The organism is Zunongwangia profunda SM-A87, assembly GCF_000023465.1.
GTDB classification, from domain to species: Bacteria; Bacteroidota; Bacteroidia; order Flavobacteriales; family Flavobacteriaceae; genus Zunongwangia; species Zunongwangia profunda.
This window is the reverse complement of the sequence record NC_014041.1, coordinates 2,628,283-2,644,129: the sequence shown is the minus strand read 5'-3', so window position 1 is coordinate 2,644,129 and position 15,847 is coordinate 2,628,283. Positions and strand designations below refer to the sequence as shown.

The window sequence follows — 15,847 nt, the reverse complement described above, 5'->3', positions numbered from 1 at the left end:
TTATTTAATATTAATGATTCCATCGAATCCCGTGAGTTTTCATTGGAAGTTTATAAACCGCATCGGAAGCGGTAATAAACAAAATATCTTCATTGGCTCCACCAAAAGTAACATTACCTGTCCAATCTTTATCAATTTGAATATGATCTATTTTATTGCCTTCTTTATCAAAAACAACAACTCCATCGCCGGTAACGTATAGATTTCCTTCATTATCTAAGGTCATTCCATCAGAGCCCATATCAGCAAAAAGCTCTTTATCGGTTAGTGTACCATTATCCTGTATTTGATACTTATACACTTTTTCTTTTGAAACATCTGAAACATATAAAACCTGATCTTTAGAAGAACCTATAATTCCGTTTGGAAGTACAAAACCTTCTGCTACGGGTGTTACGGTTTTATGATCTGGACTCAGGTAATACACTTTTCTTTTCTCCATCTCAGGAGATTTTCTTTCCCAATATTCTCTTTGATAGTAAGGATCTGTAAAGTAAAAACCGCCCTTTTCATCCATCCATAAATCATTAGGACCATTAAATGCTTTGTTTTCGTGACCGTCTAAAACAACGCTTACTTCTTTATCTGGACTTATCTTCCATAGCTGAAAATTTTCATCGGCACAGGTCCACAAATTTTGATCATCGTCAAAATACATTCCGTTAGAACGACCTGCATCTTTCATATAAACTGAAATGGAATTACTTTTTGCGTCCCACTTTAAAATTTGATTATTAGGCTGATCGGTAAAATATACATTTCCCTCCTTATCAGAAGCCGGGCCTTCGGTAAATATAAACTCATCAGAAATCAGTTCCGGTTTTGCTCCATCTTTCACAGGAGATGTATGTTTTTCACAACTCACCGTAAGCAGATGAAGGCTACATACGCTAAGAATTAAAAGGTATTTTTTCATTTTCATTCAATTTTAAAAATTTTAAGCTTCAAATTTACTCATAAAAAAAAGGTTTTTATAGAACCAATATAAAGTGGAAGACTAAAATTCAATACTACCTGTTTCCGTATAAATCAATTCATCCTCCCCAATAGAAAGCTCAAATTGTGTAAGGTTTTCGTCTCCAATCACAAATAATTCGTCCCCCCTAATAATCACATCAAAACCTTTCACAGGAATAAATGACACAAATTTTGGATATTGAGGTTCAGATACATCTAAGACCCGCACTATATCTAAATCGGTTACCAGTAAGTAATGATTATATAAACCTAAACCTATAGGCTGATTCATTGGTACGGTCGTTAATAATTCAGGATAAAGCGGGTTTTCAGTATTATAAATCTCTAACTGGTTGATGTTTCCCTGGCAGGAAGAATTGGTATGCAAGGTTACATAGGTATAATCACCTGAAGAAACTACAGGATCACAGCTTCTAATGTGGCTTACTTCTGCCAATCGCAATGGATTTTCGGGAGAAGAAATATCATAAATGTACATTCCTAGTCGGCTTCCCACAAAAAGTTTATCACCAAGTCCAAATAAAGTTTCAATATCAAAACCTATATAGGTGTCACCTTTAAAAACAGGATTTTCAGTATTTGAAACATCAAATACACTTAAAGATTGATCTCCAACGGTATATAAATAATTTCCGGAAAGAGTAAAACGAGCTAAACTCCCCCCTTGGCCATCAGTAATATTTCCCGTATCACTACTATCTGAGCTGCAAGCACTCAGCAAAACTACCAATACAATAATTACAATTTTTTTCATCGTTTAATTTTTAGGTTGATAGCCAACAATTATTTGATCTGCAGGAATATCAAAATACGCTGCTTCATAACCGTCTGGCGAATTCAGCTGAGGGAAAACATCGGGAATCCTAGTCATAGTAAGAATTTCATTCGTGTTTAAATTCAATTCTATGGAAAGTAGATCTACATAATGATGAACAAATATAGTATTCCCGCGTATCGCTAAATCTGTCGCTCCGGGAACTTTTAAAAATGAAATCGCTTCTGGATTTTCGGGATCTTGGTTATTGTAAATATGAAAACCTTCCTCCTTTTCATTAATAAATAGAAATTGATCTTTCACATAAATTTTTCCGGCATTACTAACCGGTCTAGCTGATTTACGCTCAATTGTGCTCTCAAAAGTTTGTCTTGTTTGTGTAATTGGGGTATATCTGCTACCATGCATCATTTCGTCATCACTACCCCAGTAGATACATGACTGAAGCGAAATTGTACAAATAAATAGTAATAAATATTTCATCATATACATTGATTAGTTTATTAGTAGATGTTCTTCTATAACAATGGTTGCACTATAGTTATTAAAAATTATGATTGAAATTAAACTCATATAGCTTTAACAAAGCTCTAATAATTTTTTGCTAAAAACCCTGTAAATTGTAAGGTATGAGAAAAAACTATTCAACGCTGTTCTGTTTTCTATTATTCTTCTTTCTAAATTGTAAATTGCTTAACGCTCAGCAATCACAAGATTCTACCTCGCAAAAATCTGGTACAGGCTTGCCCAGTAAAACTCCAACGATTAAAAAGAAAGGAGACTTTAAAAGCAATGCCATTAAAGAATATAATGAAGCCTATTATGTTTTAAATCGAGTGAATAAAAGTATTGGTTTACCTCCCAATAACGTAAATTTCCAGACACCTCAGGCAACATTAGAATACTTTATCGTAAGCTCAAGGGAAAATGATTATAAAAAGGCAGCATATGCTTTAAACTTAAATCTATTACCTTCGAATCTATCCCATAAAGATGCGGCGCTTCTAGCAGAGAAACTTTATTTTGTAATCAATCAACGAGTAAAGCTAAACTGGGATGATCTACCCGATAGACCTGATGGACAGATCGATATACAAACCAGTACAAATAAAGCTGTAGCAGGAAATCCTCGTAGAAGTATTGTCTTTGGTGAAGTTGAATTAGATGGCATAGATTACGTGCTCAGACTGCAACGGGTAAAATATAAAGATTATGGTGCATTTTGGTTGATCTCCCCCAATACTGTAGAAAATATCGATGCACTTTATAAGGTATATGGTCCTAGAAAGTTAGATAGAATGATGCCCGGTTGGGCCAGAATAAAATTATGGAACATGCCTGTTTGGAAGTTTGTGGGGGCATTACTGCTCATATTACTTTGCTATTACATTGGAAAACTTTTTTCCTTTTACCTTAAAAAATTTCTAAATAAATCTAAAAAAAGATGGATCCAAAATATCTCAGATAAACTAACCACTCCGGCGGGCGTAGCGATTGGTGTTTTATCATTTTATCTCTTATTGAATAATCTAATTTCGTTTGCCGGATCCTTTGCAACTACCCTCTATGCTATACTTTTAATTGTGGTTATTGGTTCAGTTACCTGGTTTTTTATGAGAATGGTTGATTCTTTTATGCTGTATGTCGCAGAAAATAAGATTGGGGATACCACTATGGAAGAAAATTCTGAAGCCAGAAAAATGCTAACTTACATATCTGTGGCCAGAAGAATAGTTACTTTTATCGTGATTATATTTGGTGCTTCTGTGATCTTATCACAATTTAGATCTCTTGAAAAATTAGGCATTTCCTTAATGGCTTCAGCTGGGGTTGCCACGGTGATTCTTGGTATTGCCGCTCAAAGTACCTTAGGAAATATTATTGCCGGAATACAAATTGCCATTACAAAACCTGCCCGGATTGGAGATACCGTTATCATCGATGATAACTGGGGCTATGTAGAAGATATTCGCTTTACTTATATGGTGGTAAGAACCTGGGATTGGCGCCGCATTGTCGTTCCTTTAAAACAGGTGATCTCGAATAGTTTTGAAAACTGGTCTATGACATCAGCTCACCAAATACGCCCTATAAGTATTTACGCTGATTATAGGATCGATGTAAAAAAAGTTAGAAAAAAATTTAAAGAAATTCTTGAAACCAAAGAAAGCTGGGATGAGAAAAAACCACCGGTGGTGCAGGTAGTTGATACAACTGAAAAATCTATACAAATAAGATTTCTTTGTAGTGCCAAGGATGCTATAGAGGCTTGGGACCTACATTGTGAACTTAGGGAAGAACTGGTAAGTTATATAAGTAGTTTAGAAGATGGCCAATTCTTAGCGACTTCAAGAGTAAGAGTTCAGGAATTTCCTTCTCATAACTCTAAGCAATAATTCTAAAACAGCCTTCGGAATACGAAAACCTTTTCAGTTAAAATAGTTTTAAGTATAAAAGTATTTAAATGGATTTTATATAAATTAAGAACAAAATCCAGAAAAATGACCCAAAACATACTAAACGACGAAGCATTGAACACTTCGTATTTAATCGTAGGAATTTTAGCAGTAGTCGTTGTATTTGTTATTGCTTTTTTTATCATTAAAAAAATTGGAAAAGATCCTAAAAATATACTTCCAGTTAACCTTGCGGGCCGGATCAGAATTCCCTTACTTATATTTTTGCTCTCTTTATTCCTTAAGCTTTGTCTTCTTGAAGATGTATTTTCCAATAAGGAATTAATTAGACTTATAAAACATTCCAGTACTATTGGAATTATAATAAGCTTTACCTGGTTTTTGATTGTTTTTCTAAAGGTCTTTAAAGAACGTCTTTTAAAAAAATATGATGTAAATACTGACGATAACCTTAAAGCGAGAAAGGTCTATACCCAGTTTACGATTCTTGAAAACATAGTGATCTTTATTCTAATAATATTGGCAATAGGTATTTCTTTAATGAGTTTTGATAGTATTCGGCAAGTTGGTTTAAGCTTACTTACTTCAGCCGGAATTGCCGGGATTATCCTTGGTTTAGCAGCCCAAAAAGCTATAGGTACGCTACTGGCGGGAATACAGATTGCCATTACACAGCCCATTCGTTTACAGGATGCTGTTATTGTAGAAGGTGAATGGGGCTGGATTGAAGAAATTACCTTAACTTATGTAGTTGTAAAAATTTGGGATAAAAGAAGGTTAGTAGTGCCCTCAACCTATTTTATTGAAAATACCTTTCAGAACTGGACAAGAAAATCGGCTGATATCATGGGCACCGTTTTTCTATATACCGATTACGATGTTTCTTTTGACGCTATTAGAGCTGAACTAACCCGACTTTTAGAAGGTTCACCACTTTGGGATAAGCAGGTAAATGTGTTGCAGGTAACTGATGCTACTGAAAAATCGGTGCAAATAAGAATATTGGTCAGTGCAAAAGATTCCCCTACTGCCTGGGATCTTAGGGTTTATATTCGTGAAAAAATTATTGATTTTATTCGCGAAAACTATCCGCACAGTTTACCGAAAACCCGCGTGGTATTACCACAACAGGATCAAAATCCTTCAGAAAGCATTTTTCCCGAAAAAAATCCTTCAAACACTACGCAATAAAAAATTGAAACAAAAAATCCCCATATTTTATGGGGATTTTTTGTTTCAATTATTATCATCAAACTTAATAAAGAAAGCAGTTTTAAATCATAAATTTTTACAATTTCTAATCCTGCATTGGATAATTAGTTCTCGAAGAAGATTACATTTAAAAGCCACTAAATGCATTTTCTTCAGAAGCATGCCCTTTACTAAAGTTTGCAGCCGTTTCTATCAAGGCTAAATGCGAATAAGCTTGTGGGAAATTCCCTAATAATCGTTTGGTTTTAAAATCGATATCTTCACTAAATAACCCAAGGTGATTACTATAAGATAGTAATTGTTCAAAAAGTGCTTTAGATTTTTCCTCTTCCCCAATTTTATAAAGGCTATTAATTAGCCAAAATGTACAAATGGTAAAGGAAGAAGAAGGTAATCCAAAATCATCTTTGTTTTTATAGCGGTACATTAAACCATCGTTACATAATTCCTTCTCGGTGGCCTTAACCGTACTTACAAAGCGAGGATCTTTAGCATCTATAAATCCGTAAGATTCCATTAATAAAGTACTGGCATCAAGATCTGGTGAACCATAAGACTGGGTATAGGCCTGCTTCTCTTCATTCCAGCCATTGTTATAAATATCATCATAGATCTCGGCGCGAAGGGTTTTCCAATGGGTATCATTAATTCCCATTCTTAACACCTCCCCTATTTTTATAGCACGATCTACTGCTACCCAACATAATAATTTAGAAAATACGAAATGGCGATCTTCGGTTCGTAACTCCCAAATGCCTTTATCCGGTTTTTGCCAGTTTTCTTCAACAATCATAACGATACCACGAACAACCGTCCAGAGTTCTTCACTATTTTCAAGTGAAGTTTCAAATTGAAGGAATTGTTGATAGATTACTTCCATCAAAATTCCGTAGATATCATTTTGCTTTTGGATGTAAGCAGCATTTCCTGTTCTAACCGGATACGATCCTTTATATCCACTTAAATGATCCAAAATATGTTCGGTAAGCTCTTTTTGTCCATCAATACCGTACATAATCTGAATTTTTTCATCCTTATCTGGTATGATATCAATAATGAACTGTAAAAATTCACGAGCAGATTTTACGTGTCCAAGCCCTGCCATTACCTTAATGACCATTGAAGCATCACGAATCCAACAAAAACGATAATCCCAGTTTCGTTCCTCCCCTATCGTTTCTGGTAGCGAAGTTGTTGCTGCAGCAAGTACAGCACCTGATTTTTTATAACTAAGCAATTTTAAAACCAGGGCACTACGCATTATTTCATTACTGTAATGAGAATACCGTGTAGTCTTCTCACTCCAGTTCATCCAGTAAGTCTTTGTACGCTGGAATTTTAAATAGGAACGATCTAGGGACTGAGTAATCAATTTTTCATGATAGCCTATTAAACAATAAGCATTACCAGTAAGTGTAATTTCCCTTTGTTGAAGAATATCATCCAAATCGAGATTGGAATAGAAAAAAAAGCGAATCGTATTTGCCTTCAACTGTATAACTTTTAATATAATTCCCTTTATTCTCGTTATGAGTTTCTTCTCTGGCAAAATCTAATCTGGGATTATAAATAACTTTAAATTTAGGTTTCCCCTTTAAAAGTCTTAAAAAACGAATAATATCGGGTGGGGAGTAATAAGAGCCGTCGTCTCTTGGGTATCTAGGCATAAAATCGATAAGCTGAAAAGCATCTTCACCATTATCGAAAACCGTAGATAAAATATTAGTTTCCCAAAGGTATTCTTGCGAAATATTGTAATCATCACTAACTTTAAACTCAAAGCTACCGCCTTTTTGTTCGTCTAGGATTTTTGCGAATACAGCAGCCGAATCAAATGCTGGTAAACAACACCAGTCTAAAGATCCTGTCTTGGATACAAGCGCACAACTCTTACAATTCCCGATTATTCCGTAATCTAAATTGTCCATATATCTTAAATTTCTTTTAAAAGAATGGTATTCTAAAATGAATTCCCGAAATTTAATAAAATTCAAATTGGCAACAACAGCATTAGCATATAATTATGAGTAAAACTATTATTATTTCTAACCGTCTACCCCTTAAAATTTCATTAGAAGACGATCAACTTCGAGTCACCCCTAGCGTTGGTGGATTAGCCACAGGGCTTAAATCTTTTCATAAAGATGGAGACAGTATTTGGATTGGATGGAGTGGCTTAACCAAAGAAGAAATTCCGGATCATCTTGAAGATGAAGTGAAAGAAAAAGCGAAAGCTGAAGATTGCGTCGCCGTTAATCTCACCGAACAAGAGGTCGAAGGTTTTTATTATGGTTTTAGCAATCGTACTATTTGGCCATTATTCCATTATTTTATGGAATATACTGAAGCCGAATATAATTTTTGGGAAACCTATAAACAGGTAAATATAAAATACGCCAAAGAAGTCCTTAAATATTATGAAGAAGGGGACCGTGTTTGGGTACATGATTACCAGTTACTACTAGTGCCAAAATTGATTAGGGATGAAGAACCTGAAGCTATTATCGGCTTTTTTAATCATATTCCCTTTCCCTCTTACGAAGTTTTTAGAACACTCCCCTGGCGTGAATCTGTTTTAGAGGGAATGTTAGGCGCAGATCTTATTGGTTTTCATACCTACGATTACGAACGTCACTTCTTAAGTTCAGTGAGTCGTATTTTACGATATCAGGTAGATTTCAATGAAATTACATTACCTGAAAGGATTGTTAAAGTAGATTCGTTCCCAATGGGGATCGATTACAAAAAATTTGAGGAAGCCGCTTTAAATCACTTCCGAGGAAGCGAAGACGAACAATCCGAATTACAAAGACGATTAGATCTTCACCTAGAAGCAACGCCCGATGCAAAATTAATCCTAAGTATTGATAGATTGGATTATACTAAAGGTATCGCCAATAGAATCAGGGCCTTTGAATATTTTCTGGAAAAATATCCAGAGTTTATTGAGAAAGTCCGTCTTGTTATGTTGGCAGTGCCATCACGCTCTAATGTGCCGCAATATCAACGCTTAAAACGGGAGATCGACGAATTAGTAGGACGTATAAATGGTAAATTCTCTACGGTAAGCTGGACACCTATCTGGTATTTTTATCGCTCGATGCCCTTTGATAATCTTATTGATCTTTATACCTCTTGTGATATTGCTTTACTAACCCCTATCCGAGATGGGATGAACCTTGTTGCTAAAGAATATATCGCTACGAGAACAGATCATACCGGGGTATTAATCTTAAGTGAAATGGCGGGAGCGGCACATGAGATGAATGAAGCCCTTATTATCAATCCTAATAATTTTGAGCAAATTGCACTGACTTTAAAACAAGCCATCAATATGCCTAAGGAAGAACAAATCGAAAGAAATAAAATTCTTCAGAAACGTTTAAAACGCTACGATGTAGAAAAATGGGCAAAGGACTTTATGAGTGCATTAATCAATACGGAAGATAATAGACGCTCATTTGAATCTATTCGTATATCTCCAAAAGTAGCTGAACAATTAATTGAAGATTACAAAAGTTCAGAAAAAAGAGTGTTGTTTCTTGACTATGACGGAACTCTGGTAGATTTTGTAGATAAACCCGAAGATGCTCGCCCAGACCAGGAACTTATTGATTTAGTAACCCAGCTTAATGATCAAAAAAATACAGATGTTGTCATTATCAGTGGTCGCGATAAAGAAACCCTTGGCGATTGGTGGAAAGGAACATCTATAGAGTTAATCTCTGAACATGGGGCATGGATGCGTCAAAAAAATTGTGAATGGGAGTTATCTGAAAATGTAAAAAACGAATGGATGGATGCCGTAAGACCGGTGATCGAAAGTTTTGTAGACCGTACCCCGGGAACATTTTTAGAGGAAAAAAACTATTCTTTAGCATGGCATTATCGCAAGGCCGATCCAGAACTTGGAGAGATTAGGGCTAATGAACTATCTAATACCTTAAAAGGTCTTGTTTCTAATCGCGGTTTAAGTGTTTTAGCTGGTAATAAAGTACTGGAAATAAAAAGTAGTGGGGTAAATAAAGGTAAGGCCTCTTCCAAAAAACTTGTTGGCCATAACTATGATTTCATTTTTGCAATTGGCGACGACTGGACCGATGAATACATGTTTGAGGAATTACCTAAAAAGTCCTATACGGTTAAAGTGGGTATAAAGAAAACCAGCGCAAACTATTACGTAAATGATACGAAACGGGTTAGGGAAATCTTAAAATCATTTCTAGATAAGTAGTAAAATTAATCGGACAATAGTTGTTAAAAATATTGAGAAAAATTCCAAAAGTTTATATCAAGATTAACTCCAAAAATAAGGCTATAAGCCTGTTTATTAATAATTTTACGATAGAATAATTTACGAACTATAAAAACTTAACTATGAAATCAGGAGGAAAAATTTTAATAGGATTATTATCAGGAGCTGCTGCGGGTGTTGTTGCAGGTCTTTTATTTGCACCTAAGAAAGGGAAAGATACCAGAAAAGCAATTGCAGATACTAGTGATAACTATTATAAAGGAGCTAAAGGCCGAGTTACAGATTTTTCAGATTCTGTAGGTCATAAAATTGATGCTTTAAAAGCGAAGACAAAAGCAAATTTTTCTAATTCAAAATCTGAAGAAAAAATAAATGAAGCTAAAGCTGAAATTCATGAAATGAAAGCTAGCTAAATAGTATAATTTTTAAGAAAAAGCTCCGAGAATAATTCGGGGCTTTTTTTATATCCAGTTTTACCTACATTCTTACCCACTCCATCTCCTTTTTTTACGAAGGGGTTTAAATAAGCCACCTGAAGGCTACTCCATAAACACATATTATATAAGTATTTTTCTTTCAAGTACTGGGCTGAAAGGAACCGAATCGAATTACATAAGCTCCATTCCAATAGAATAATCTTTAATATTTATCATTTTAAGTATTTATTATGATAGTTTAAAAATCCAAACAGGAGTAGCTTCTCGTTTATATGATATAACTAAAAAATACTTTTATTATGAAAAAATTATCATTTTTGCTAAGTTTTACTCTTGTATTATTTATTTTCAACAATTTAAGCGCTCAGAAAACAAAGATGGTTGGAGGTGCTGAAATGTATCCTTCTAAAACAATTGTAGAGAACGCATCGCAATCTAAGGATCACACCACCTTAGTAGCCGCTGTAAAAGCAGCAAATCTTGTAGGTACTTTAAGCAGTGACGGTCCTTTTACCGTTTTCGCTCCTACAAACAGTGCTTTCGAAAAACTTCCTGCTGGAACGGTAGAAACATTACTTAAGCCAGAAAACAAAACTAAATTACAGGCCATTTTAACTTATCATGTAATTGCAGGAAAATATGATGCAGCTAAAATTATGAAAGCCATAAAAAAAGGTAACGGAATGGCCTCATTTAAAACTGTAAACGGTCAAACAATTACCGCAATGATGGATGGTGATATACTAAAAATAAAAGATGCAAGTGGTAATATTTCTTCCGTATCGATTGCAGATGTTCACCAGTCTAATGGAGTTATTCATGTAGTCGACACCGTATTTTTACCAAAAATGTAATAGTAGGCTAATATTTTATTTAAAAGCTGTTCAGCAATTATGAGCAGCTTTTTTTATTAGCATACATACTGATTTGCATGAACAGCCAAAGTTTATGTAAATTACCAATCCAAAAACCTTATATATGTTTAAAAAATTACCTCTTAATTTATTGATTTTTGCTGCACTATTATTTTCTAAAGAAACTATAGTAGCACAAGAAACCGATACAAAAATCTATGATATAATTTCAAAAATATCGGCTGATAGTATTGAAGCGGATATTCGAAAACTTGTAAGTTTTGGAACACGTAATACTTTTAGTGATACTGTTTCTGATAAACGTGGAATTGGCGCTGCCCGCCGTTGGATAAAGTCTGAGTTCGATAATATAGCTTCACAATGTGGCTGTATGGATGTTTTTTATCAAAAGGACTTTGTGACTAAAGAAGATGGCAGCAGAATACCAAAAGACGCATGGGTTGTAAATGTTGTTGCTATTCAGAAGGGGACAAAATATCCTAACCGCTATATTATTATGAGCGGTGATATCGATTCTCGTGCCAGCAATACAATGAACTTTAAAATTGACGCTCCCGGAGCCAATGATAACGCAAGCGGAATGGCCGGCACCATGGAAGCGGCTCGTGTTTTATCCCAGTACGAATTCGAAAGCAGCATTGTTTATGTAGGATTAAGCGGTGAAGAACAGGGACTTTTTGGTGGTAAAGGCCTAGCTGAATATGCTAAAAAGAACAACTGGGATATCATTGGTATTTTAAACAACGATATGATCGGGAATATTGAAGGGGTGGACGGTGTGATTAGTAATCGTGACTTCAGAATTTTTTCAGAACCTGTTCCTCCTACCGAAACAGAAAACGAACGAAATATGAGACGTTTTTACGGCGGTGAAGTAGATGGGATTTCAAGACAGTTAGCACGATATATCCATAAAACCACTGAAATTTATATGCCAGAAATGAATCCCATGATGATCTATCGTTTAGACAGATTTGGTCGTGGCGGGCATCATAGACCATTTAACGATCTTGGTTTTGCCGGTGTACGAATTATGGAAGCTCATGAAAATTACAATCGCCAACACCAGGATATAAGAACTGAAAACGGTATTGAATACGGCGATGTGATCGAAGGTGTTAATTTTGATTATGCAAAAAAACTAACCACTGTAAATGCCATTAACCTGGCAAGTTTAGCCTGGGCTCCACCAGCTCCGGCAAAAGTTGAAATTGGCGGAATTGTAGAGGCCGATACCAAGCTAAGATGGGAAGCTGTAAAAGATGCTGCCGGTTACAAAATTTATTGGCGTGATACCACCGCTCCACAATGGCAACATTCGAGATTTGTGAAAGAGGTTACAGAATTTACTTTAGACGGCATTGTAATCGATAATTTTTTCTTTGGTGTTTCTACTGTAGGAAAAAATGGTCACGAAAGTGTTGTGGTATTCCCATCGGGAACATTTAGATAAAAATTAAATTCCTTTTTATGAAGGCGAAATCAGAGCAATCTGGTTTCGCTTTTTTTATGAGTTTTTAGCAACTGCTCTATATAATTAGTTAATTAACAATTGTTTGCTTTTTAATTAAATCAATTTAGTAGTGCAGTAGCGTACTTTTAGTACTAATTAATCATAAATTAAAGAGTTATGGCAGAAATAAGAATTGAGAAGAAGAAACAAATTTGGCCATGGATCATTGTTCTTATCGTTGTGGGAGTACTGGCATTTCTGTATTTCTACGGAAGTGCACAAAACGATGATAATGACAGTGAAAATTCAATGGAAGAAATTGGTCTAAACAGCGATCAGGAAGCATCGAATATACCAACATTCGAAATTTAACCACAATTAACCAATAAAATCAACAAATTATGAAAACCAACGAAAAGCATTTATATAGTTTAAGTGAATTAGGGGATTATAAAATAGCCAAGCATGATCACGATATTCGTGGTTGGGAAGTGAGAGATCGGGATGCCAAAAGTATTGGTAAAGTAGACAACCTTCTTGCGAATAAAGAATTAGGAAAAGTAGTGTATGTAGATGTCGAAGTAAATCAGTCGATAATCGATAAAAATCATGATCCTTTTTCAGTCAATAACGATACTGGGTTTAAGGAGTTTATCAATAAAGATGGAGAAAATCATATTATTATCCCTATAGGTTTAATCGATATCTATCCTGAAGATAAATACGTACATACCAATTCACTGGATTATAATACGTTTGCCGAAACTAAACGCTATCGCACAGGAGAACCTATTTCAAGAAATTACGAAAAACAGATCCTTTCTTCTTATAAACAAAATTATCGTCCAAATGAAATTAAAGGAAAACAGGAGAGCTTGAGTAAAGACGAAATCGTGGATGGAGAATACAGTGCAAGAAAAACAGTTCAGCCTTCAGGTTACAATGAGGATGAAACGCAGCAGCGTATTGATAGGGAAAAAGCGAATTTAAAATATAAATCTGAAGTTCTTCATGACCGTGAAGAAACTACTGAAGAACGAAGGGAGAGAGAGCGAGCAAAATTAAGGGCTACATCCGGAAATCCAGATCCTGCTTTTAAACCAACAAGAACTTATGATGATGACGGAAACTGGGTTAGAGAAAAAGAGTATGTAACTGATGCTGAAATCGAATCAAGACGTAAAGGCCAGATAAGAAAAGATGATGATTTTTACGATCAGGAAGAGTTTAAGCCTCGAAGACGTTACTAGAAAACCTTTATAATAAAAATCCCTGCAAATTGCAGGGATTTTTATTATTAATCTACCATGGAAAGCTGAATTCTTTTTCTATCCAGATCAACTTCTAAAACAGTAACCTCAACTTCCTGATTTAGACGGACGATCTGAGTGACATCGTTCACATAAGTATTAGATAATTTCGAGATATGTACCAACCCGCTTTGTTTTAAACCAATATCCACAAAACAGCCAAAATTAGTAATATTATTCACCAATCCTGGCAACCTCATTCCCGGTTTTAAATCGGTTATTTCGCGTATGCTTTCATCAAACGAAAACGTACTAATCTTCTCTCTTGGATCTACGCCGGGTTTTTCTAATTCGGCCAGAATATCTTTTAAAGTAAGTAATCCCGTTTTTTCCGTGGTATATTGCTTTAATTTTATTTCCTGAAGTTTCTTCTTGTTTCCCACCAATTCTGAAATATCGACAGAAAGGTCTTCCGCCATTTTCGTAACTAAGTGATAACTTTCAGGATGTACTGCTGAGTTATCTAAAGGATTCTTAGAATTCCTAATTCTTAAAAATCCAGCCGACTGCTCAAAGGCTTTGGCTCCTAAACGTGGAACTTTTAGTAGTTCTTTTCTAGACTGAAAAGCACCATTTTCCGTTCGTATTTTTATAATATTTTCAGCTAAGGAGGGTCCTAATCCACTTACATAAGAAAGTAATTCTTTACTGGCGGTGTTCAGATTGATTCCTATTTTATTTACGGTGCTCATCACCGTGGTATCCAAACGCTTTTTTAATAAAATTTGATCTACTTCGTGCTGGTACTGTCCTACTCCAATAGATTTTGGATCGATTTTCACCAATTCTGCTAAAGGATCACTTAGCCTTCTACCAATAGAAACTGCACCACGAACGGTAATATCGTAATTAGGAAATTCTTCCCTGGCTACTTTTGAAGCAGAATAAACTGAAGCTCCGGCTTCATTTACCACATAAACCTCAATATCACGATCAAACGGAATCGATTTTATAAACTGCTCGGTTTCCCTGCTTGCTGTGCCATTTCCTATAGAAATAGCTTTAATTCTATGTGCATTCACCAAGGATTTTATTTTCTTCGCTGCAAGACTACGCTCATTTTTTGGCGGATGTGGATAGATATTTTCGTTGTGCTCTAACTTTCCATTTTCATCTAAACATACCACCTTGCAACCGGATTTAAATCCAGGGTCAATGGCCAAAATTCGTTTTTCGCCCAATGGTGGTGCGAGAAGTAACTGCTCTAAGTTCAGTGAAAAAACTTTTATCGCCTCTTCATCAGCTTTTAGTTTAGTTTCATTTAAAAATTCGGTAAAAAAAGACGGTTTTAATAATCGCGAATATGCATCGGTTGCGGCTTCCTCAATAAGAGCTGCAGACTTTGAATTCCGATTTTTGATAATGGATTCAGTAATTAATTTTAAAGCTTCTATTTTATCTACTTCAATCTTCAGTTTTAAAATTCCTTCTTTATCACCTCGATAAATGGCTAAGAATCGGTGTGAAGGAATTCGCTTTAAAGACTCGTTCCACTCGAAATACTGCTGAAATTTTTGTGCTTCTTCTTCAATCGATTTTGCTTTGACTACTTTAGAAGAAATTTCAGCTCTCCTGGAATATAACTTCCTTATTTGTTTTCTAACATATTGATTTTCGTTGATCCACTCAGCAATAATATGCTTTGCTCCTTCCAGCGCCTCATCTACAGAATTGATCTTATTTTTAACGAATTTTGTGGCTGCAGAATAAATATCTGGCGCGTTTTGGGCCATAATTATTTTTGCCAAAGGTTCTAATCCGTTTTCCCTTGCTGTATCGGCTTTGGTTTTTCTCTTTTTCTTAAATGGCAGGTATAAATCTTCAATAATAGTAAGATTTTCAGCATTTTCAATTTTCGCTTTTAATTGATTGGTAAGTGCATCCTGACTTTCAATGGCTTCGAGAATAGATTGCTTACGTTTTTCAAGATTATTAAAATATTGAAGCTCTTCTGATATTTGCTGAATTTGAGTTTCATCTAAATTACCGGTTTGCTCCTTTCGATAGCGTGCAATAAAAGGTACAGTCGCATCTTCCTGAAGTAATTTGATGGTATTTTGAATGCTTTTAGCCGGCAGGCCAAGCTTTTTGATTACAAATTGATCTAAATTCACAATAAAAATTTTAGCGGAATG

12 protein-coding genes and 1 pseudogene are annotated in these 15,847 nt (G+C 35.2%); 8 read left to right on the top strand and 5 right to left on the bottom strand.

All coding sequences use genetic code 11. From position 1 onward, the window contains the following. Window positions 1-10: 10 nt before the first annotated feature. From ZPR_RS11710 to ZPR_RS11700, 3 genes are all read right to left on the bottom strand, one after another. On the bottom strand, window positions 11-916 hold the full coding sequence (locus ZPR_RS11710) for an SMP-30/gluconolactonase/LRE family protein (protein WP_148211718.1): 906 nt from the start codon (window positions 914-916) through the stop codon (window positions 11-13). An 81-nt stretch (window positions 917-997) separates the two neighbouring features. After that, entirely contained in the window at window positions 998-1,732 is a 735-nt protein-coding gene (locus tag ZPR_RS11705; RefSeq protein ID WP_013071888.1) for an LVIVD repeat-containing protein, read from the bottom strand. A 3-nt stretch (window positions 1,733-1,735) separates the two neighbouring features. Continuing rightward, window positions 1,736-2,239 carry a hypothetical protein gene (locus ZPR_RS11700; protein WP_041579979.1) on the bottom strand — a complete coding sequence of 168 codons (504 nt, stop codon included), beginning with the start codon at window positions 2,237-2,239 and terminating at the stop codon, window positions 1,736-1,738. 143 nt (window positions 2,240-2,382) lie between these two features. Here ZPR_RS11700 and ZPR_RS11695 point away from each other — a divergent pair, with 143 nt between their 5' ends. After that, window positions 2,383-4,149: a mechanosensitive ion channel family protein gene (locus ZPR_RS11695; protein WP_049771444.1), complete on the top strand. Its 1,767-nt coding sequence runs from the start codon at window positions 2,383-2,385 to the stop codon at window positions 4,147-4,149. A gap of 105 nt (window positions 4,150-4,254) precedes the next feature. Further along, the gene (locus tag ZPR_RS11690; RefSeq protein WP_013071885.1) at window positions 4,255-5,361 is read left to right on the top strand and encodes a mechanosensitive ion channel family protein; all 1,107 of its coding nucleotides are present in this window, start codon (window positions 4,255-4,257) and stop codon (window positions 5,359-5,361) included. 148 nt (window positions 5,362-5,509) lie between these two features. Here ZPR_RS11690 and ZPR_RS11685 read toward each other — a convergent pair. Then, a pseudogene (locus ZPR_RS11685) lies at window positions 5,510-7,310 on the bottom strand (glycoside hydrolase family 15 protein). A gap of 95 nt (window positions 7,311-7,405) precedes the next feature. On the opposite strand from ZPR_RS11685, the gene ZPR_RS11680 reads away from it, so the two are divergent. The 6 genes from ZPR_RS11680 to ZPR_RS22545 all read left to right on the top strand — a co-directional run bounded on the left by ZPR_RS11680 (window position 7,406) and on the right by ZPR_RS22545 (window position 13,652). Beyond that, window positions 7,406-9,616, top strand: coding sequence for a bifunctional alpha,alpha-trehalose-phosphate synthase (UDP-forming)/trehalose-phosphatase (locus ZPR_RS11680; RefSeq protein ID WP_013071882.1), 2,211 nt, complete (start codon window positions 7,406-7,408; stop codon window positions 9,614-9,616). Between the two features lie 143 nt (window positions 9,617-9,759). Then, entirely contained in the window at window positions 9,760-10,050 is a 291-nt protein-coding gene (locus ZPR_RS11675; protein ID WP_013071881.1) for a YtxH domain-containing protein, read from the top strand. A 323-nt stretch (window positions 10,051-10,373) separates the two neighbouring features. Next, window positions 10,374-10,928, top strand: a complete 555-nt coding sequence (locus ZPR_RS11670) for a fasciclin domain-containing protein (protein WP_013071879.1) — start codon at window positions 10,374-10,376, stop codon at window positions 10,926-10,928. A 124-nt stretch (window positions 10,929-11,052) separates the two neighbouring features. Further along, on the top strand, window positions 11,053-12,402 hold the full coding sequence (locus ZPR_RS11665) for a M28 family metallopeptidase (protein WP_013071878.1): 1,350 nt from the start codon (window positions 11,053-11,055) through the stop codon (window positions 12,400-12,402). Between the two features lie 177 nt (window positions 12,403-12,579). Beyond that, window positions 12,580-12,774: a hypothetical protein gene (locus tag ZPR_RS11660; protein ID WP_013071877.1), complete on the top strand. Its 195-nt coding sequence runs from the start codon at window positions 12,580-12,582 to the stop codon at window positions 12,772-12,774. Between the two features lie 29 nt (window positions 12,775-12,803). Then, complete coding sequence (locus ZPR_RS22545) at window positions 12,804-13,652, top strand: PRC-barrel domain-containing protein (protein WP_013071876.1); 849 nt, start codon at window positions 12,804-12,806, stop codon at window positions 13,650-13,652. Between the two features lie 47 nt (window positions 13,653-13,699). On the opposite strand, the gene ZPR_RS11650 is transcribed toward ZPR_RS22545, so the two are convergent. After that, window positions 13,700-15,826, bottom strand: coding sequence for a Tex family protein (locus ZPR_RS11650; RefSeq protein WP_013071875.1), 2,127 nt, complete (start codon window positions 15,824-15,826; stop codon window positions 13,700-13,702). Between the last annotated feature and the right edge of the window lie 21 nt (window positions 15,827-15,847).